This window comes from Pseudomonas sp. SWI44 (assembly GCF_002947915.1).
GTDB lineage: Bacteria > Pseudomonadota > Gammaproteobacteria > Pseudomonadales > Pseudomonadaceae > Aquipseudomonas > Aquipseudomonas taiwanensis.
In genome coordinates this window covers 4,101,638-4,121,171 of sequence record NZ_CP026674.1, presented here as the reverse complement: position 1 = coordinate 4,121,171, position 19,534 = coordinate 4,101,638, and the positions used below count along the sequence as shown (strand labels likewise).

The 19,534-nt window shown below is 61.6% G+C and carries 16 protein-coding genes; 6 read left to right on the top strand and 10 right to left on the bottom strand.

All coding sequences use genetic code 11. From position 1 onward, the window contains the following. Positions 1-63 precede the first annotated feature (63 nt). The gene (locus C4Q26_RS19365) at positions 64-849 is read right to left on the bottom strand and encodes an ABC transporter substrate-binding protein (protein WP_023381599.1); all 786 of its coding nucleotides are present in this window, start codon (positions 847-849) and stop codon (positions 64-66) included. A 535-nt stretch (positions 850-1,384) separates the two neighbouring features. Continuing rightward, on the bottom strand, positions 1,385-3,346 hold the full coding sequence (gene acs, locus C4Q26_RS19360; protein WP_023381601.1) for an acetate--CoA ligase: 1,962 nt from the start codon (positions 3,344-3,346) through the stop codon (positions 1,385-1,387). Between the two features lie 417 nt (positions 3,347-3,763). Between acs and C4Q26_RS19355 the strand changes: the two genes are divergently transcribed. After that, positions 3,764-4,024, top strand: a complete 261-nt coding sequence (locus C4Q26_RS19355; RefSeq protein ID WP_023381602.1) for a DUF2790 domain-containing protein — start codon at positions 3,764-3,766, stop codon at positions 4,022-4,024. A 58-nt stretch (positions 4,025-4,082) separates the two neighbouring features. Here C4Q26_RS19355 and C4Q26_RS19350 read toward each other — a convergent pair whose 3' ends face one another. Further along, the gene (locus C4Q26_RS19350) at positions 4,083-5,642 is read right to left on the bottom strand and encodes a sigma-54-dependent transcriptional regulator (RefSeq protein WP_104883411.1); all 1,560 of its coding nucleotides are present in this window, start codon (positions 5,640-5,642) and stop codon (positions 4,083-4,085) included. 254 nt (positions 5,643-5,896) lie between these two features. Here C4Q26_RS19350 and phhA point away from each other — a divergent pair, with 254 nt between their 5' ends. The 4 genes from phhA to C4Q26_RS19335 all read left to right on the top strand — a co-directional run bounded on the left by phhA (position 5,897) and on the right by C4Q26_RS19335 (position 8,772). Next, a complete protein-coding gene (phhA, locus tag C4Q26_RS19345; RefSeq protein ID WP_023381604.1) occupies positions 5,897-6,685 on the top strand; it encodes a phenylalanine 4-monooxygenase in 789 nt (262 codons plus the stop codon). A 39-nt stretch (positions 6,686-6,724) separates the two neighbouring features. Then, positions 6,725-7,081: a 4a-hydroxytetrahydrobiopterin dehydratase gene (locus C4Q26_RS19340; protein WP_003254532.1), complete on the top strand. Its 357-nt coding sequence runs from the start codon at positions 6,725-6,727 to the stop codon at positions 7,079-7,081. Positions 7,082-7,345: 264 nt separating this feature from the next. Beyond that, positions 7,346-7,474 carry a hypothetical protein gene (locus tag C4Q26_RS28410; protein WP_256583288.1) on the top strand — a complete coding sequence of 43 codons (129 nt, stop codon included), beginning with the start codon at positions 7,346-7,348 and terminating at the stop codon, positions 7,472-7,474. 98 nt (positions 7,475-7,572) lie between these two features. Continuing rightward, complete coding sequence (locus C4Q26_RS19335) at positions 7,573-8,772, top strand: MFS transporter (protein ID WP_104883410.1); 1,200 nt, start codon at positions 7,573-7,575, stop codon at positions 8,770-8,772. Positions 8,773-8,879: 107 nt separating this feature from the next. Here the strand turns inward: C4Q26_RS19335 and C4Q26_RS19330 are convergent, their stop codons facing one another. Further along, entirely contained in the window at positions 8,880-11,900 is a 3,021-nt protein-coding gene (locus C4Q26_RS19330; protein ID WP_023381607.1) for an FAD-binding and (Fe-S)-binding domain-containing protein, read from the bottom strand. A 152-nt stretch (positions 11,901-12,052) separates the two neighbouring features. Here C4Q26_RS19330 and C4Q26_RS19325 point away from each other — a divergent pair, with 152 nt between their 5' ends. Next, the gene (locus tag C4Q26_RS19325) at positions 12,053-12,937 is read left to right on the top strand and encodes a LysR substrate-binding domain-containing protein (RefSeq protein ID WP_023381608.1); all 885 of its coding nucleotides are present in this window, start codon (positions 12,053-12,055) and stop codon (positions 12,935-12,937) included. Between the two features lie 121 nt (positions 12,938-13,058). On the opposite strand, the gene C4Q26_RS19320 is transcribed toward C4Q26_RS19325, so the two are convergent. From C4Q26_RS19320 to C4Q26_RS19295, 6 genes are all read right to left on the bottom strand, one after another. Beyond that, the gene (locus C4Q26_RS19320; protein WP_177429837.1) at positions 13,059-14,477 is read right to left on the bottom strand and encodes an amino acid permease; all 1,419 of its coding nucleotides are present in this window, start codon (positions 14,475-14,477) and stop codon (positions 13,059-13,061) included. 638 nt (positions 14,478-15,115) lie between these two features. After that, positions 15,116-16,180: a 23S rRNA pseudouridine(2605) synthase RluB gene (gene rluB / locus C4Q26_RS19315; RefSeq protein WP_023381611.1), complete on the bottom strand. Its 1,065-nt coding sequence runs from the start codon at positions 16,178-16,180 to the stop codon at positions 15,116-15,118. Positions 16,181-16,393: 213 nt separating this feature from the next. Next, on the bottom strand, positions 16,394-17,137 hold the full coding sequence (scpB, locus tag C4Q26_RS19310) for an SMC-Scp complex subunit ScpB (protein ID WP_023381612.1): 744 nt from the start codon (positions 17,135-17,137) through the stop codon (positions 16,394-16,396). Beyond that, positions 17,124-17,849 (bottom strand): ScpA family protein, encoded by a 726-nt coding sequence (locus tag C4Q26_RS19305; RefSeq protein ID WP_162144471.1) that lies wholly within the window; start codon positions 17,847-17,849, stop codon positions 17,124-17,126. Before C4Q26_RS19305 ends, scpB begins: the two co-directional genes overlap by 14 nt. A 125-nt stretch (positions 17,850-17,974) precedes the next feature. Beyond that, the gene (locus C4Q26_RS19300; RefSeq protein ID WP_023381614.1) at positions 17,975-18,604 is read right to left on the bottom strand and encodes an L-threonylcarbamoyladenylate synthase; all 630 of its coding nucleotides are present in this window, start codon (positions 18,602-18,604) and stop codon (positions 17,975-17,977) included. A gap of 13 nt (positions 18,605-18,617) precedes the next feature. Further along, positions 18,618-19,478, bottom strand: a complete 861-nt coding sequence (locus C4Q26_RS19295) for a PHP domain-containing protein (protein WP_023381615.1) — start codon at positions 19,476-19,478, stop codon at positions 18,618-18,620. Positions 19,479-19,534 lie beyond the last annotated feature (56 nt).

Here is a 19,534-nt window from a genome sequence, read left to right as displayed (position 1 = left end):
AAAAATGGTGCAAACCTCAGAGCCTCTGCTGTTTGCACCATTGCACAGGTGAAACCCGACGTCTTACTTCGAGTCTGGACCGTAGATGTCGAAGTTGAAGTACTTGGCTTCAATTTGTTTGTATTTGCCATTGGCCCGGATAGCGTCGATGGCGGCGTTGATCCGATCGGCGTTGGCCTTGTCGCCCTTGCGCACGGCGATGCCGACGCCATCACCAAAGTACTTCACATCGGTAAACGATGGGCCGACGAAGGCGAAGCCCTTGCCAGCATCGGTCTTCAGGAAGCCGTCTTCCAGCAAGGTGGCGTCGGCGACGGTGCCATCCAGGCGGCCAGCGGCGACATCCAGGTAGATTTCGTTCTGGGTACCGTAAGGCACGACGGTGGCGCCCTTCGGAGCCAGGACTTCCTTGGCGAAGCGGTCGTGGATCGAGCCACGCTGCACACCGATTTTCTTGCCTTTGAGCTCATCCAGGCTGTCGCTGACGGTGGTGCCTTCCTTCATCACCAGGCGAGCTGGGGTCAGGTAGTAGCGCTTGGTGAAGTCCACCGACTTCTTGCGGTCTTCGGTGATCGACATGGACGACAGGATGGCGTCGATCTTGCGCACTTTCAGCGCTGGGATCAGGCCGTCGAACTCCTGCTCGACCCAGGTGCACTTGGCTTTCATTTCTTCGCACAGGGCGTTACCGATGTCGTAGTCGAAACCGGCGATGCTACCGTCGGGTTGCTTGAAGGCGAAGGGTGGGTAGGCGGCCTCGATACCGATTTTCAGCGGTTTTTCATCGGCCTGCGACACCAGGGAAAACACGGACAGCGCCAGGGCGCCAAGCAGTGCAAGCTTCTTCATCAGGTAACTCCATCGGTACGGGGCAATACGAGGCAGGAGGTAACAGCTGCCCGATATGCGAATGGGTACAACGCGAGCCGCGCAGGTTTCGACCAAGGTCGCAGACCACGAGCGAGTGAGTGGCATTTTAACGACAGCCCGAAAGCCGATATTTCTTCAAAGCGACAACTACTTACAGAAGCGCTTGAAACGGCATCGAGCGATGTTGACAGCCATTGCAAAATATGCAAAAGCGCAAGGAATAGAACCTATTGACCTAGCAATTACCGGGCCTATTATTGGCAAAGCCTTGTAGTACGGCAAGTGCAGCGTGCCGACTTGCAAAAAATGCCTACGCAAATGCACCAAAACCGCACGAACCTGTTTCTTCTTGCCCCGGCCTTGTGCGAAATCGGTGACAAAGAGGGTTACCGATGAAAGTCGGGTAACAGGATGTAAGTAAAGCAAAAACCCCGCCGGTTGCCCGGACGGGGTTTTTATTGTTCACAAGGACCGCAGAGCGGCCCCATCGCCGGCGAGCCGGCCTTTGCACGATTTACGCTGAAGCCAGGCTCATCGACTTGTGGGTGTCGATCAGGTGCTGCACCACCCCTGGATCGGCCAGTGTCGAGATATCACCCAGCGCGTCGTACTCGCCGGTAGCGATCTTGCGCAGGATACGGCGCATGATCTTGCCCGAACGGGTCTTCGGCAGCCCTGGCGCCCACTGGATGACATCCGGCGAAGCGATTGGACCGATCTCCTTGCGCACCCAGTTCTTGAGCTCCAGACGCAGTTGCTCGCTGGGCTCGATGCCCGCATTGAGGGTGACATAGACATAGATGCCCTGCCCCTTGATGTCATGCGGCACCCCCACCACCGCCGCCTCGGCGACCTTGGAGTGGGCAACCATCGCACTTTCGATCTCGGCGGTACCCATGCGGTGCCCGGACACGTTGAGCACATCATCCACGCGCCCCGTGATCCAGTAGTAGCCATCTTCATCGCGACGCGCACCGTCGCCGGTGAAGTACATGCCTCGGAAAGTCTTGAAGTAGGTGTCGACGAAGCGATCGTGATCGCCAAACAGCGAGCGCGACTGGCCCGGCCAGGAGTCGAGGATCACCAGATTGCCCTCGGCGGCGCCCTCGATCAGGTTGCCCAGGTTATCCACCAACGCGGGCACCACCCCGAAGAACGGACGGGTCGCCGAACCGGGCTTGAGGCCGGTAGCCCCTGGCAGCGGACTGATAAGGATGCCGCCGGTTTCGGTCTGCCACCAGGTATCGACGATCGGGCAGCGCTCTTTGCCAACGGTCTTGTAGTACCAGTTCCAGGCTTCCGGGTTGATCGGCTCGCCCACCGAACCGAGCAGGCGCAGGCTGGAACCATCGGCGCCCTCCACCGCGGCCTGCCCTTCGGCCATCATCGCGCGGATGGCGGTAGGCGCAGTGTAGAGAATGTTGACCTTGTGCTTGTCGACGATCTTCGACACGCGGGTGATATCGGGGTAGTTCGGCACGCCTTCGAACAACAGGGTGGTGGCACCGTTCGCCAGAGGGCCATAGACGATATAGCTGTGACCAGTGACCCAACCGACGTCCGCGGTGCACCAGTAGACTTCGCCCGGGCGGTAGTCGAACACGCGCTCATGGGTCAGTGCGGCATACACCAGGTAGCCGCCGGTGGTGTGCAGCACACCCTTGGGCTTGCCGGTGGAACCCGAGGTATAGAGGATGAACAGCGGCTCCTCGGCCCCCATCTCCTTCGGCGCGCAGTGGCTGGAGGCCACTTTCATCAGGTCTTCGTACCAGATATCGCGGTGCTGGTGCCAGGCGATGTCGCCACCGGTGCGCTTGCATACGATGATCTTTTGCACGCTATTGGTTTCGGGGTTGGTCAGGGCCAGGTCGACGTTGGCCTTGAGCGGCGTGCGACGGCCACCGCGCACACCTTCGTCGGCGGTGATCACCACCTTCGAGCGGCAGTCGATGATGCGCCCGGCCAGCGCTTCCGGCGAGAAGCCGCCGAACACCACCGAGTGAATGGCGCCGATACGGGCGCACGCCAGCATGGCCACCACCGCCTCTGGAATCATCGGCATGTAGATGGTCACCACGTCACCACGGTGCACGTCCTGGCCGCGCAGAGCGTTGGCGAACTTGCACACCTGCTCGTGAAGTTCGCGATAAGTGATGTTGCGGTGTTCGGAAGGGTCGTCGCCCTCCCAGATGATCGCCACCTGGTCGCCGCGCGTTTCGAGGTGGCGATCCAGGCAGTTGGAGGAAACGTTCAGAGTGCCGTCGGCGAACCATTTGATATCGACGTGGTGGTCGTCGAAAGAGGTCTGCTTGACCTTGGTGAAAGGCTTGATCCAGTCGATTCGCTGGGCCTGCTCACGCCAGAAGCCGTCCGGGTTGATCACCGATTGCTGGTACATGGCCTTGTAGGTGGCCTCGTCGGTCAGGGTAGTGGCCGCAACCTCGGGACGAACGGGATACAGTGGAGCCGCACTCATCTGTGTTACCTCGGTGTAATAGTTGTTGTTGTATGGATTCGTTTGTAACTGTACCAGAGCGGCAAAAGCCATTCGACGTTGGTAGTAGCGGGGCCCGATTTCCCCTGAAGGTTTTTTCACAAACGCTCTAGCCCGCGCCCGGCGGCCCTGCCAGAGGAAAAAACCAAGGAGGTTGCCCAGGGATTGTTACAGATTCTGTCAAAAGGCAAAAAAACTTTATCAAAACATGCTCTGTTTCACCCCACTACCTGGGCATAAACTTCACCTCGCCAACAACGGCAAGGCGATTAACTACTGGTAACAGCCCCCACGAAGGCAACTGTTAATCTCCCTCTAACTGATAGTTGAAACTTAGCTGTACTCGCGGCGCCAAAAGCGCCGCGCACCCCCTCACGACCTTAGAAAGGTAAAATGAAAATGAAAGCGTTACTGGCATTGGTACTTGGCAGTGTTGTTTGCAGCGCAGCGATGGCGGGCGAAGTTGCAAAAGAGGCCGAGCAGATTCCGGTTGAACAATACAGTTACTCGCAGCACCTGGACATCGCCCGCGTGATCTCCATGAGCGAAGTGCCTAATGTCTGCGAAGTAGTACCTGCCCGCATGACCTACGAGGACTCCAAGGGCCAGAAGCACGTTCTCGAATACCGTGTGATGGGTAACGGTTGCTCTAACGGCTAAGTTTCTCTGGCGTTGCGAGCTGGAATGGGGCCCCACTGGGGCCCTTTCGCGTTCTTGACTATTCACCCGACTTGTTGAGCGAATAATCACGCAACTTATTGGCAATCGTCGTGTGCGAAACCCCCAGTCGTTTTCCCAATGCCCGACTGCTTGGGTATTCGGCCATCAAACTTTCCAGTACGGCTTTTTCAAAGCGCCCGACAATCTGCGAAAGGTCCCCGTCCAGGGAAAACTCACCCAACGGTTGGCGCACGCCATAGTCCGGCAAACGAATATGTTCGCTTTTCACCACCCCGCCCTCGCATAACGACACGGCCTGGAACAGCACGTTCTCCAATTGCCGCACGTTGCCTGGCCAATGATACTGGCCGAGCTTATCCATCGCCGCTGGCGCCAGACGCGGCATCGCACAGCCAATCTGCCGGCTGGCCTGGTCGAGAAAATGCTGCACCAAGCCCTCCAGCCCGTCCATGCACTCACGCAGCGGCGGAATATGCAACGACAGCACGTTGAGGCGGTGGTAGAGGTCCTGGCGGAACTCGCCGCGCGCGCACAATTCAGACAAATCCACCTGGGTTGCACAGATGACCCGGACATCCAGGTACACCTCTTCATCGCTGCCAACACGACGGAAACACCCGTCCTGCAGAAAACGCAGCAGTTTCACTTGAAGACGCGGGCTCATTTCCCCTACCCCGTCGAGGAACAGCGTGCCGCCCGCCGTCAGCTCCAGCAGCCCAAGCTTGCCCTCGGCCCGCGCGCCCTCGAAAGCGCCGGGCCCGTAGCCGAACAATTCGGTCTCCGCCATGGACTCCGGCAAGCCGGCACAATTGAGTGCCATCAACGGCGCTTGGCCACGCGGGCTGGCCAGATGGCAGGCACGGGCCAGCAACTCCTTGCCGGTTCCGGTCTCTCCCTCGATCAACAGGGGCGCATCGAGCGGCGCCATGCGCCGCGCCTCACGCACCACCGCAGCCATCAAGCGTGAACTCTGGAAGATGCTGTCGAAGCCACGCAACTCCTGCTTGCGCACGTTGTAGATGCGCTCGCCGATACGGTCGGCGCGATGCAGGGTCAGCACCGCACCGGCAAGCGCCTCGCTGTCATCGTGCTCGGACTGCAAGGGCGCGATGTCAGCCAGGAATACATCACCCTTGACCTTGACGCGCATGCCGTTGATACGCGATTTGTTGGCTCGCACCAGCTCCGGCAGGTCGAAATCCTCGACGTAGCGTGCCAATGGCATGCCAGGCACCTCATCGACCCGCACCCCCAGCAGCTGTGCAGCGGTGCGGTTCGCGGCGACGATGCTGCCACCCATGTCGATCGACAGCACCGGAAAATCCAATGCGCCGAGCAACGCGTTGAGCTCCATGTGCCGGCGCTCGCTGGGCATCAGCCCCACGCGCTTGACCCCGAACACCCCGGCGATGGACTCGAACTTTGGCCTCAGCGCCTGGAACTGCAGGTTGATCAGGTTGGGACAGTGCAGGTAAATGGCGTTGCCATGGTCACCCCCCACCTCCCCGCGCAGCACGTTGATGCCGTATTCCACCAGCAGGTTGAGAATGTCCCGAAGGATGCCGATGCGGTTTTGGCAATGGACTTTGATACGCATGAAAGCTCTCGAAGCGCCGAAGTTTTTCACCTGCGCGCGGAAAAGTCGTAAAGATAAGCTGACAAATTCATCGAATTCTCCAGCCTGACGCTGCGGATTTTCAGGCAAAGCGCTGATTTTGTAAAATTATCGTTACAACAACGAGACGAAAAGCGCTAGTCGCAGCCAGGACACACCGTGCAATCGAGCGGATGAAGGGATATTCCTAGGGTATGTCGTGGACATAACAAGAAAAGCCCTACTAGGAGAGCCACATGAAACAGACGCAGTACGTGGCACGCGAGCCCGATGCGCACGGTTTTATCGACTACCCGCAGCAAGAGCATGCGGTGTGGAACACACTGATCACTCGCCAGATGAAGGTCATCGAGGGCCGTGCGTGCCAGGAATACCTGGACGGCATCGATCAGTTGCAATTGCCGCATGACCGCATTCCACAACTGGGCGAGATCAACAAAGTGCTGGGAGCCACCACCGGCTGGCAAGTCGCCCGCGTGCCCGCACTGATCCCCTTCCAGACCTTCTTCGAACTGCTCGCCAGCAAGCGCTTCCCGGTAGCGACGTTCATCCGCACCCCGGAAGAGCTCGACTACCTGCAGGAACCGGACATCTTCCACGAAATCTTCGGCCACTGCCCACTGCTGACCAACCCCTGGTTCGCCGAATTCACCCATACCTATGGCAAGCTCGGCCTGGCCGCGACCAAGGAACAGCGCGTCTACCTGGCCCGTCTGTACTGGATGACCATCGAGTTCGGCCTCATGGAAACCCCGCAAGGTCGCAAGATCTATGGTGGCGGCATCCTCTCCTCGCCGAAAGAAACCGTCTACAGTCTCTCGGACGAGCCAGAACACCAGGCCTTCGACCCGATCGAAGCGATGCGCACCCCTTATCGTATCGACATTCTGCAACCGATCTACTTCGTGCTGCCCAACCTCAAGCGCCTGTTCGACCTGGCCCATGAAGACATCATGGGCATGGTTCACCAGGCCATGCAGCTGGGCCTGCATGCGCCGAAGTTTCCACCCAAGGTCGCTGCCTGAGCGACCTTGCCGATAACAACTCAAACCGGAAAACAACCCATGAATGCCTTGAACCAAGCCCATTGCGAAGCCTGCCGAGCCGACGCGCCGAAAGTGACCGACGAAGAACTGGCGGAGCTGATTCGCGAGATCCCGGACTGGAACATCGAAGTGCGTGACGGCCACATGGAGCTGGAGCGTGTGTTCCTGTTCAAGAACTTCAAGCACGCGCTGGCCTTCACCAACGCTGTCGGCGAAATCGCCGAAGCCGAAGGCCACCACCCAGGCCTGCTGACCGAGTGGGGCAAAGTCACCGTGACCTGGTGGAGCCACTCGATCAAAGGCCTGCATCGCAACGACTTCATCATGTGCGCACGCACCGACAAAGTTGCCGAGACGGCTGAAGGCCGCAAGTAACCGCACGCCGTCCAAAAGCGGGGGGCGCTTGCCCCCTTTCGCGACGCAAGGCCACACCCACGCAGTGCACGCCCACCCTGTCGGCGGGGCGCAGCGCCTCTGCCTGCGCCCTGGATTCAACGCCCGATATCCGCCCGCAAAACCGACAGTTGACCGGCAAAAAGTTCAAACTGTCATCCAGAGTGCTGTATCCTGCCCCAGCTTTTCGAAGCCACTCACGCGCCTGGCGCAGTCTTTTCACTCACTCTTGCGAGGAACGACGAGATGCATGAAATCCCGAATCTTCCCTTCCCAAGCCTGAACCCCGAAGAGCAATCCGTTGCCGCCCACACCGAACCGACGCCTGGCGTCGAGCAGGATCGCGACGATAAATCCAGCGCCGACCAGGAATAACCGCGCACGCCCTCCGACAGTGTGAAAACGGCTGACCCGCGGTCTACCCTTGTCATCGCGTTTTCACACCGTCCAGAACCTCTGCCACGAAGGCCCCCATGCCAGATTCACCGCGACCTCTTGCGGTCACCCAGCAAGTCGTCTCCATCGTTCTCTTCACTTTCATCGGCTACCTGAACATCGGCATCCCCCTGGCCGTGCTGCCCGGCTATGTGCATAACGACCTGGGCTTCAGCGCCGTGGTCGCCGGCCTGGTGATCAGCGTCCAGTACCTGGCCACCCTGCTCAGCCGCCCCACCGCCGGGCGCATCATCGATAACCTCGGCAGCAAGAAGGCCGTCATGTACGGCCTGTTCGGCTGCGGCCTGAGCGGCGTGTTCATGCTGGCTTGCGCCTTCCTCAATGACCTGCCGTGGTTGAGCCTTGCCTGCCTGTTCGTCGGCCGCCTGGTACTAGGCAGCGCTGAAAGCCTGGTGGGCTCCGGCTCCATCGGCTGGGGCATTGGCCGGGTCGGCGCCGAACATACCGCCAAGGTCATCTCCTGGAATGGCATCGCCAGCTATGGTGCTCTGGCCGTCGGCGCACCGCTGGGCGTGCTGATGGTCAAGAGCCTGGGCCTGTGGAGCATGGGAGCGAGCATCCTATTGCTGGGCATCATCGGCTTGCTGCTGGCCTGGCCGAAGCGCGCCGCACCTGTCGTCAGTGGCGTTCGCCTGCCGTTCATGCGGGTATTGGGCAAGGTCTTCCCCCATGGTTCCGGACTGGCGCTGGGCTCGATCGGCTTCGGCACCATCGCCACCTTCATTACCCTGTACTACGCCAGCCGCCAATGGCCCAACGCAGCACTGACCCTGAGCCTGTTCGGCGCGAGCTTCATCTGCGCACGACTATTGTTCGGCAACATGATCAACCGGCTTGGTGGTTTTCGGGTGGCCATTGCCTGTCTTTCGGTGGAGACCGTGGGCCTGCTCATGCTGTGGCTGGCGCCAAACGCGGAAATGGCCCTGGCGGGCGCCGCCCTCAGTGGCTTCGGGTTCTCGCTGGTGTTTCCAGCGCTGGGCGTGGAAGCGGTCAATCAGGTCTCGGCGGCCAACCGTGGCGCAGCGGTGGGGGCCTACTCGCTGTTCATCGACCTGTCGCTGGGGATCACCGGCCCCTTGGTCGGTGCTGTGGCGTCGGGGTTCGGATTCGCTTCGATGTTTCTGTTCGCGGCGGCGGCGTCCTGCTGCGGACTTGCGTTGAGCCTGTACCTTTACCAACAGGCGCTGCGAGCCCGCAAAATGCCGCGATCATCCTGAATCGCCAACGCCCTCTTCGCGCCAAAGCCGACCCCACAGATAAGGGCCGCATCAGCCCATGGTTGTGAGTTCATCCACGAAGAGGGCGCCCCGTCTGCGCCCGCGGATCAGCGCTGCGCGTACTGCAACACCACCTCCAGCGGGTGGCGCATCTGCCGCTCGGTCATGCGCTTGACCTGGCTGCGGCACGAATAACCGGTCGCCAGCGCCTCACCTTCCTTGTCCAGCTTGGTCGCCCAGGACTGCTCGAAGATGGTCCGCGAGGTCTGCTGATTGCGCGCCTCATGCCCATAGGTGCCGGACATGCCGCAGCACCCGGTGGCCTCGGTCACCAACTTCAGGCCCAGACGGGCGAACACCTGCTCCCACTGCTTGGTGCTAGCCGGCACATTGGTCTTCTCGGTGCAGTGGGCCATCAGCCGGAAGGTGCCTGGCGCGACCACAGCCTGCTCCGGCAACACCTCCATCAACCACTCCTGGGGTAACAGCACTTTCGGGCACGCGTCCAGGCCCGGCACCTTCTGGTATTCCTGGCGGTAGACCAGGGTCATCGCCGGGTCCAAGCCCACCAGCGGCACGCCACAGTCGGCCAGCGCCTTGAGCTGGGTAGCGTTGCGGATCGCAGCCTTGGCGAAGGCGCCCAGGAAGCCTTGCACATGCAGCGGCTTGCCATTGGCACTGTAAGGCGCCAGAAATACCCGATGGCCCAGGCGGTGGGCCAGCTCGATGAACGATGCCAGCAGCGGTGTCTCGAAGTACCGGGTGAAGGCGTCCTGCACCAGCACGATGCTGCGCTCGCGTTGGGCCGGGGTGAGCTCACGCAGGGCCGGTACGCTGGCCACACCCACCCGGCAGCGAGTCAGGGTCGACTGGAAGTTGAAGCGGCTGATCAGCGGGCTGTCGACCATCCCAACCTTATCGGCCAGCAGCTTGCTGACCCATTTCGAGCCCATCACCGCGTTGTAAATCCCTGGCGCATGAGCCAGGTACGGGATGGTGAATTCCAGCGAGCCGATCAGGTAGTCACGCAGCGGACGCTGGTAGCGACCGTGGTACAGCTCAAGGAAGCGCGAGCGGAAGTCTGGAACATTGACCTTGATCGGGCACTGACCCGCGCACGACTTGCACGCCAGGCAACCGGCCATGGCGTCGTACACCTCGTGGGAAAAGTCCGCCTGCCCCTGCTGACGGGCGCGATTGTTGCGCAGGCGTGCCGGCAGGCCCTTGAGCCAGGACACCTTGTTGCGCGCCACCGCCAGCACGTCGACATCGGCTTCGCCTTGCAGGCGCAGCCACTCACGCATCAGCGAGGCACGGCCCTTGGGCGAGTGCTGGCGCTCGCGGGTGGCCTTCCACGAGGGGCACATGGCGTCGTTGGGGTCGTAGTTGTAGCAGGCGCCGTTGCCGTTGCAGTGCACGGCGCTGGGGAAGTCCTGCCACACGCGCTCGCTGATGGTACGGTCGAGATCACCGCGCAAGGTCACACCATCGACCGGTGTCAGGCCTTCGGCGCTGTCCGGCGGGGTGCAGATCTTGCCTGGGTTGAGCTGGTTATGCGGGTCGAAGGCGCCTTTGAGGCGCTGCAGCGCCGGGTAGAGTTCACCAAAGTACTCCGGCACGTATTCCGAGCGCAGGCCTTTGCCGTGTTCGCCCCACAGCAGGCCACCATAGCGTTTGGTCAGCGCCGCCACGGCGTCGGAAATCGGCTTGACCAGCGCCGCCTGGGCTGGATCTTTCATGTCCAGCGCCGGACGCACGTGCAGCACCCCGGCGTCGACATGGCCGAACATGCCGTAGGACAGGCCATAGCCATCGAGCAGGGCACGGAAGTCAGCGATGTAGTCGGCAAGCTGCTCTGGCGGTACCGCGGTGTCTTCCACGAAGGGCTGCGGGCGCACTTCGCCCTCGACGTTGCCCAGCAGGCCCACCGAGCGCTTGCGCATGGTGTAGACCCGCGTGACCGCGTCGCCCCCCTCAGCCAAGGTGTGGCCCAGGCGTTCGACGCTGGTGTCATTCTGAAGGTGCTCGATGAACGCCTGCACCCGGGCGTTGACCTCGGTTGGCTCGTCGCCGCAGAACTCCACCAGGTTGATGCCCAGGGTCGGGCGCTCGGGGTCGGCGGGGAAATATTCAGCCACGCTGTGCCAGACGATGTCTTTCATCGCCAGCATCAGCACCTTGGAATCCACCGTCTCGATCGACAATGGCTTGAGCGCCATCAGCGCATTGGCATCGCGCAGGGCATCCATGAAGCTGGTGTAGCGAACGTTCACCAGCACCGCATACTTGGGAATCGGCAACACGTTGAGCTTGGCCTCGACCACGTAGCCCAGCGAGCCTTCGGCACCGCACAGCACGCTGTTGAGGTTGAAGCGGCCCTGTTCGTCGCGAAGGTGCGCCAGGTCGTAGCCGGTCAGGCAGCGGTTGAGCTTGGGGAAGGTACTTTCGATCAGCTCGGCCTGGGTTTCCTGGATTTCGCGAGCCATGCGGTACACCTCGCCGACCCGGCCAGGTGCGGCGCAGGCTTGCTCCAGCGCCGCATCATCGATCGGCAGGCTGTGCAGGCGCTCACCGCCAAGCAGCACGCTGTGCAACTCCAGGACGTGGTCGCGGGTCTTGCCGTAGGTGCAACTGCCCTGGCCGCTGGCGTCGGTATTGATCATGCCGCCGACAGTGGCACGATTGGAGGTGGACAGTTCAGGGGCGAAGAACAGACCGTGGGGCTTGAGCGCAGCATTGAGCTGGTCCTTGACCACCCCCGCCTGAACCCGCACCCAACGCTCCTGGACGTTGATTTCCAGAATCTTGTTCATGTGACGCGACAGGTCGACGACGATGCCGTCGGTCAGCGACTGACCGTTGGTGCCGGTACCACCGCCCCGCGGGGTCAGCTTGACCTGCTGGAAGCGTGGCTCGCCCATCAGTGTAGCGACCCGCGCCACGTCGTCGGCGTCCATCGGGAACACCGCCGCCTGGGGCAGGCGCTGGTAGATCGAGTTGTCGGTGGCCAGCACGGTGCGCGTGCCGTAGTCGGCACTGATCTGGCCACGGAAGCCGCTGCTGCGCAGGGCTTCGAGAAATTCGGGGTAGTTGGCGGCCGGCGCGCGGGTGGGCAGCTGGGCGATCATCGAAGGATGGCCTCTTGATATGGGCTAATTCACGGAAATCCTGTCTTTCCGGCATGGTTCGCTGTATGCACGGATGACGAATAGGCCCATGTTCCTGTACTTTCGCCCCAGGGGCAAACGGATAATCCTGCCGCTATCGATGACTTTTATGAATGAATTACCGCCACCTGACCCCTTCGATGTCGCTACTCCTGGCCTTCGAAGCTGCCGCCCGGCATGAAAGCTACACCCGTGCCGCCGCCGAGCTGTCCCTGACGCAGAGCGCGGTCAGCCGGCAAGTGCAGGCCTTGGAGCAGCAGCTTGGCCTGACGCTGTTCCGGCGCGAGGGCAGACAGGTGCAGCTGACCGACGTTGGCCGCCTGTACCAGCGCGAACTGAGCGAGGCGTTGGGGCGCATCCGCAACGCGACCTTGCAGGCCCTGGCATACCAGTCCGGCGTCGGCACCCTGCGCCTGGCAACCCTTCCCACCTTCGGCTCGAAATGGCTGCTACCTCGCCTGCATGCGTTCTACAGCGCGCACCCAGGCATGCTGGTGCATATACATTCACGCATCGAAGCGATCAACTTCGACACCAGCGAGATCGACGCGGCCATTGGCGTGGCCAGCCACGACTTGCCGGGCCTGATCTGCCATCGCTTGCATGCCGAAGAGCTGGTGGTGATCCTGCCGTCCGAAGCCGGCAACGACGCCCAAGGCTGGGAGCCGGCGCGGATCAGTGAAGAAGTGCTGCTTAACGTGGCCAACAACCCGCACGCCTGGGGCGAATGGTTCTCGCACCATGGCCTACCCCACCGGGCCATGCGCCTGGGGCCCAGCTTCGAGCTGACCTCACACTTGATCCAAGCGGTACGGGCCGGAATCGGCATCGGCCTGGTGCCGAGAATCCTGGTGGAGGAGGAACTGGCCAAGGGTGAGCTCTTCAGCCCAGGGACCGCCTTTGCCAGTCAACGCAGCTACTACCTGATCTACCCGCCGAGAAATGAGGCGCTGCCGTCGTTGCGGGCGTTTCGCGGGTGGTTGCTGGAGCAGATCTGATGGGCGGGTTGCCTGCAGCGACCCTCAACGTCGGCAAACCGCCCTTGACAAGCAGTGACGGACAACAAAAAACCCGACACCTGTGACCGGATGTCGGGTTTTCATTCATGCCATCAGGCGGTTACTTGGAAATGGTCCCAGCCTCGCCGACGGCCTGCGCCCCACGCTTGCCCTTAGCTACGTAGAACACATACATCACCACCAGCCACACCGGAATCGCGTACACCGACACCTGGATCCCAGGAATCTGCAGCATGACGCCCAGGATCAGCACCACGAAAGCCAGGCAGATGTAGTTGCCATAGGGGTACCACAACGCCTTGAACAGCGGCCTTTGGCCAGTGCGATCCAGATGCTGGCGGAACTTCAAGTGCGAGTAGCTGATCATCGCCCAGTTGATCACCAGGGTCGCGACCACCAGCGACATCAACAGCTCCAGCGCATTCTGCGGAATGAGGTAGTTCAGCAGCACGGCGATCAAGGTCACTGCCGCCGAAACCAGAATCGAACGAACCGGCACACCGCGCTTGTCGACCTTTGCCAGCGCCGCAGGTGCATCGCCCTGCTCAGCCATACCCAGCAGCATGCGGGCGTTGCAGTAGGTACCGCTGTTGTAGACCGACAGCGCTGCAGTCAGTACCACGAAGTTCAGCAGGTGCGCAGCCACATCGCTGCCCAGCAACGAGAACACCTGGACGAACGGGCTGCTGCCGTAGCTGCCGCCAGAGGCGTCGATGCTGGCGACCAGATTGTCCCAAGGGGTCAGCGACAGCAGGACCACCAGCGCACCGATGTAGAAGATCAGGATGCGGTAGATGACCTGGTTGATCGCCTTGGGGATGACGGTTTTCGGCTTGTCGGCCTCGGCCGCGGTGAAACCGAGCATTTCCAGGCCACCGAAGGAGAACATGATGAATGCCAAGGCCATCACCAGGCCGCTGACGCCATGCGGGAAGAAGCCGCCATGCGCCCACAGGTTGGTCACCGAGGCCTCGGGGCCGCCGCTGCCGCTGGTCAACAGATAGGCACCCAGGCCGATCATGCCGACGATCGCCGCGACCTTGATGATTGCGAACCAGAACTCGGCCTCACCGAATACCTTGACGTTCATCAGGTTGATGAAGTTGATCAGCAGGAAGAAGCCCGCTGCCGTGACCCAAGTCGGGATCTCCGGCCACCAGTAGTGAATGTACTTGCCAACCGCGGTGAGCTCCGACATGCCGACCAGGATGTACAGCACCCAGCAGTTCCATCCCGACAGAAAACCGGCGAAGCCCCCCCAATATTTATGGGCAAAGTGGCTGAACGAACCGGCCACCGGCTCTTCGACGATCATTTCGCCGAGCTGGCGCATGATCATGAAGGCGATGAAGCCGCAGATGGCGTAGCCAAGGATCATCGACGGACCGGCGGATTTCATCACGCCTGCCGAGCCGAGGAACAGACCGGTACCAATCGCGCCGCCGAGGGCGATCAATTGGATATGGCGGTTCTTCAGGCCCCGCTTGAGCTCGCCTGAATGCATGTTTTGTCCACTCATGAACGAAGTCACCTGCATTGTTTTTATCTGTGACGGAATCGGACCCACCGCGCTCGTGGCGCAGCGGAATGGGGCAAGGTGGTTACCTTGGGTTTCTTGGACACAGGCTCCGCCGGGGCGGATCAGCCGGGCGTGGCCAAGAGTGCGCGGTACGCATAAGGGTCACAGGTAAAACGCGGCGCACTGTATACCCCCGCGAACGCGCAGGCGTCAACGCGTTGCGTCGTTTCCTGGGGAAAAAACGCACCGGTCCTGTGGTGTAGGCCTTCAAAGGCGAGGTGATCGGCGTACATGGCGCCTCCATTTGTTGTTCTGTATGCCCAGCTCTGCGGAGGGGCTTCTTGCACGCGGCAATGCTCGCTATATCAGCGTGGGGCGGGGGTTTGGGCAATAGGCCGGCGGGGACAGGGCAGGTTCGAGGAGGTGCTTGTCGGCAAGTTCTGTTTACAGAAAAAGGTGGCGGTCAGGGAAATCGGATGATTTCGTACAATTTTCTTTACAAGGCGGTTTGAAAACTTGCCAGTCGTCGGAAAATTTCTTTTCGTTCAAGATCTTGGCTGAGCGTTGCATGGCGCGACCGCATCGTGCAGACATGAAAAAGCCAGCCCGAAGGCTGGCTCTTTGATCAGCAGTGCAGATCAACCACGCGGCTTGCCACGACCGCGCCCGGTTGGCTTGTCGCCTTCCGGCCTTGCAGGACGCTTGCGCATCTCGCTCGGGCGCTCGGCGACAGTGCTGCCGCGGCTGCCTTTGCGCGGGGCTTCTTCACGTGGCTGACGCGCAGGACGCTCGGCAGCGCTGCCCTCGTGCGCCGGGCGAAGGTTGCGTACGCGCTCGTTGCGGCCCAGTGGACGGGTCGACTTGCGCTGCATGCGCTCCATCTTGTCCTTGGCCTTGAGGTTCATGGCTGGCAGCGCTACCGGCTGCAGGCCCACTTCAGCGGCCAGGATGTCGATTTCGCCCTGGGTCATTTCGCGCCAGCGGCCCATCGGCAGGTCGGAATTGAGGAACACCGGGCCGAAACGTACGCGCTTCAGTCGGCTGACCACCATGCCCTGGGATTCCCACAGGCGACGTACCTCACGGTTACGCCCTTCCATTACCACGCAGTGATACCAGTGGTTGAAGCCTTCACCACCGGGGGCTTTCTGGATGTCGGTGAACTTGGCCGGGCCATCCTCGAGCATCACGCCGGCCTTGAGGCGTTCGATCATCTCGTCGTCCACCTCACCACGCACACGCACTGCGTACTCGCGGTCCATCTCGTAGGAGGGGTGCATCAGGCGATTGGCCAGCTCACCGTCGGTGGTGAACAGCAACAGGCCAGTGGTGTTGATGTCCAGACGGCCGATGTTGATCCAGCGGCCTTCTTTCGGGCGCGGGAGGCGATCGAACACGGTCGGACGACCTTCGGGGTCGTCACGGGTGCAGATCTCGCCATCGGGCTTGTTGTACATGATCACCCGGCGAGTGGCCTCGGCGGCCTCTTCGCGCTTGATCAGCTTGCCATCGACCGTGATCGCATCGTGCAGGTCGACGCGCAGGCCGAGGGTGGCTTCGACGCCGTTGACTTTGATACGGCCCTGGCTGATCCAGGCCTCGACGTCACGGCGCGAGCCGACGCCAATGCGCGCCAGCACTTTCTGCAGCTTTTCGCCGGATGGAGGGGTGGGTTGGCTGTCTTGCAGGTCTTGCTCACTCATCTGGGCACCTCCCGGTGTAGGAATGAATCAGGGTTTGGCGACGAACGTGCCAAAAGGGCGCGTATCATACGCGGTTCCGGACGCGAGCGCACTGTAGCGCAGTGGGTTTTCTGCCCAATGGCTTATGCGCTGACCGAAGCTGCCTGATTGCCGGCAAGTCGGCAACGACACGGGACCCGAGGCTTGCCAGCGGTGGCGTCAGCGCAGACGACTTCAGGGTTCGAGCTTGCCCTCTTCCTCACGCAAATCCTCGAAGTCAGTCTTCAACCCCTCCTCCATGGCATCGAGTTCCACCAACAAGCTGCGGAAACTGGTCTCTTCCTTCGGCTCGACAACCGCTTCCTCACCCAGGCTGGCATCGGCCAACGCCTGCAAATGCGCTGGCACTGGCGCATCGTCGGGGTCCAGAAAGGGTGCAGGCTCCATCTCGCGCAACTCCGCCAACGCCGGCAGCTCTTCGAGGCTCTTGAGATTGAAGTGATCGAGAAATCCCTTGGTGGTGGCGAACATCGCTGGTCGACCGGGCACCTCACGGTAGCCGACCACGCGTATCCACTCCCGCTCCATCAAGGTCTTGATGATATTGCTGTTCACCGCCACACCCCGCACATCCTCGATCTCGCCACGGGTGATGGGCTGGCGGTAAGCGATCAATGCCAGGGTTTCCAGCAACGCACGGGAATAACGTTGCGGGCGCTCTTCCCACAGCCGCCCTACCCAGGGCGCGAAGTCCTCGCGAATCTGCAGGCGGTAGCCGCTGGCCACCTCCATGAGTTCGAATGCACGGCCAGCGCAGGACTTGCCCAGCACCTCCAGGGCCTTCTTGAACACCTTGGGTTCGGGGCGCTCGGCCTCTTCGAACAGTTCATACAAGCGTTCCAGGGATTGTGGCTTGCCCGAGGCCAGCAAAAACGCCTCGATCAGCGACGCCAAGTCGCGTGGGTCATTCAGATTCATCGGATTCTTCGACAGTTTCGGCCCGCATTCGGACATGGATCGGGGCGAAAGGCTCATTCTGCACCAGTTCGATCAGCGATTCCTTGACCAGCTCCAGAATCGCCATGAACGTCACCACCACACCCAGCTTGCCCTCCTCGGCGCCGAACAATTCGACAAATGGCACGAAGCCACCGTCCTTGAGGCGCTCCAGCACCTCGCTCATGCGTTCGCGGGTAGACAGGGCCTCGCGGGTGATCTGGTGACTTTCGAACAGGTCGTTGCGGCGCATGACCTCGGCCATGGACACCAGAAGCTCCTCCAGGCTGACCTGGGGCAACAGCTTGCGCACCTTGGCCTGGGGGGCGTCCAGGCGCGGCACGACGATATCGCGGCCAACCCGCGGCAGCTCGTCGATGCCTTCGGCAGCGGCCTTGAAGCGCTCGTACTCCTGAAGACGGCGAATCAGTTCGGCGCGCGGGTCGCCCTCTTCTTCCTCGACCTCCGACGAGCGCGGCAACAGCATGCGCGACTTGATCTCGGCCAGCACTGCGGCCATCACCAGGTACTCGGCGGCCAGCTCGAGGCGCACGCTCTTCATCAGTTCGACATAACCCATGTACTGACGGGTGATCTCGGCTACCGGGATGTCGAGGATGTCGATGTTCTGCTTGCGGATCAGGTACAGGAGCAAGTCCAGCGGGCCTTCAAAGGCTTCGAGGATGACTTCCAGCGCATCCGGCGGGATATAGAGGTCCACCGGCATCTCTGTAAGTGCTTCACCATAGACCAGCGCCAGCTGCAATTGCTGGGGCAACGCGACTTCGCTGACCTGTGCCTGCGGTGCGTCTACTTGGCTCACGCGTGGACCATGAACGGCGCTGGGTCGCCACAGCCTTCGCGTATCAGCTCAGGCGACTCGCCGGACAGATCGATGATGGTGGAAGCCTTGAGGTCGCCAAAACCGCCATCGATGACCAGGTCGACATGGTGCTCCAGTCGCTGGCGAATCTCGTACGGGTCGGTCATCGGCTCGGTGTCACCTGGCAGGATCAGGCTCACGCTCATCAGTGGCTCGCCCAGCTCGGCAAGCAGGGCCAGGGTGATCGCGTGATCCGGTACCCGCAGGCCGATGGTGCGACGCTTTTCGTGCAGCAGCAGACGTGGCACCTCGCGGGTGCCATTGAGTATGAACGTGTAGGGGCCGGGCACATGGGCCTTGAGCAGGCGGAAAGTACCGGTGTCGACCTTGGCGTAAAGACCGAGCTGGGACATATCGCAGCACATCAGGGTGAAGTTATGGCTCTTGTCCAGGCCACGCAGGCGTCGCACCCGCTCCACCGCGCTCTTGTCGCCAATCTGGCAACCCAGGGCATAGGCCGAGTCGGTCGGATAGACCACCACGCCACCCTTGCGGATGATCTCAACCGCCTGGCGGATCAGCCGCGGCTGCGGATTCTCCGGATGAATCTGGAAAAATTGGCTCACGTAGTCGTCCTGTTCATACCGCCAAAGGCTGTTCATGGCTGAATCGGCGCCACAGAGGTGGCAGGTCCTCGGGCAATGGCCGGTAGGCACCGATCTCGCCCCAGGTGCCAGGGCCGTGGAAATCACTGCCGGCGCTCGCCAGCAAGCCGAACTCTCGGGTAAGGATGGACATCGTGCCCACTTGCTCGGCCGGCATCATCCCATTGACCACCTCAAGTGCCTGCCCGCCTGCCTGAATATAGTCTGCTATCAGCCTTCTGCGCTTGCTGCGGGTCAGATCGTAATGCATGGGATGAGCCAGGCTCACCCAGGCATTGGACTGGCGCAGGGTCGCGACGGTTTCCTCAAGCGTCGGCCAATGCAGCTTGACGTCGCCCAGCTTGCCGGCGCCAAGCCACTTGCGAAACGCTTCGCCGCGGTCCTTGACGTGGCCCGCACGCACCAGGAACTCGGCAAAGTGCGGGCGCGCGGGAGCGTTGCCGCTGTCACCCAGTTCTTGCTGCACCGCCCGCGCACCGTCGAGTGCGCCGGGCATGCCCTTGGCCGCCAACCGCTTGTCGATTTCCTCGGCGCGCAGCCAGCGCCCCCGGTGCAAAGCTTCGATGGCCGCCAGCAGCGGCGGCGCATCGAGCGGGAAGTCATAGCCCAGTACATGGATGGTCGCACCACCCCAGGTGCAGGAAAGCTCCACCCCGCTGATCCAGCGCATCCCTCGTGCATGGCAGGCCTGCCGGGCCTCCGGCAGGCCTTCGATGGTGTCGTGGTCGGTCAGCGCCAGTGCTTGCACCCCGTGATCGAAGGCCCGGGCGACCAGGGTCGACGGCGACAGGGCGCCATCGGAGGCCGTGCTGTGACAGTGCAGATCAACATTCATGGAGGAGCGCTTTCGCTGGAATCGATGTTTGTTATTATGCCGTCACATCCCGATTC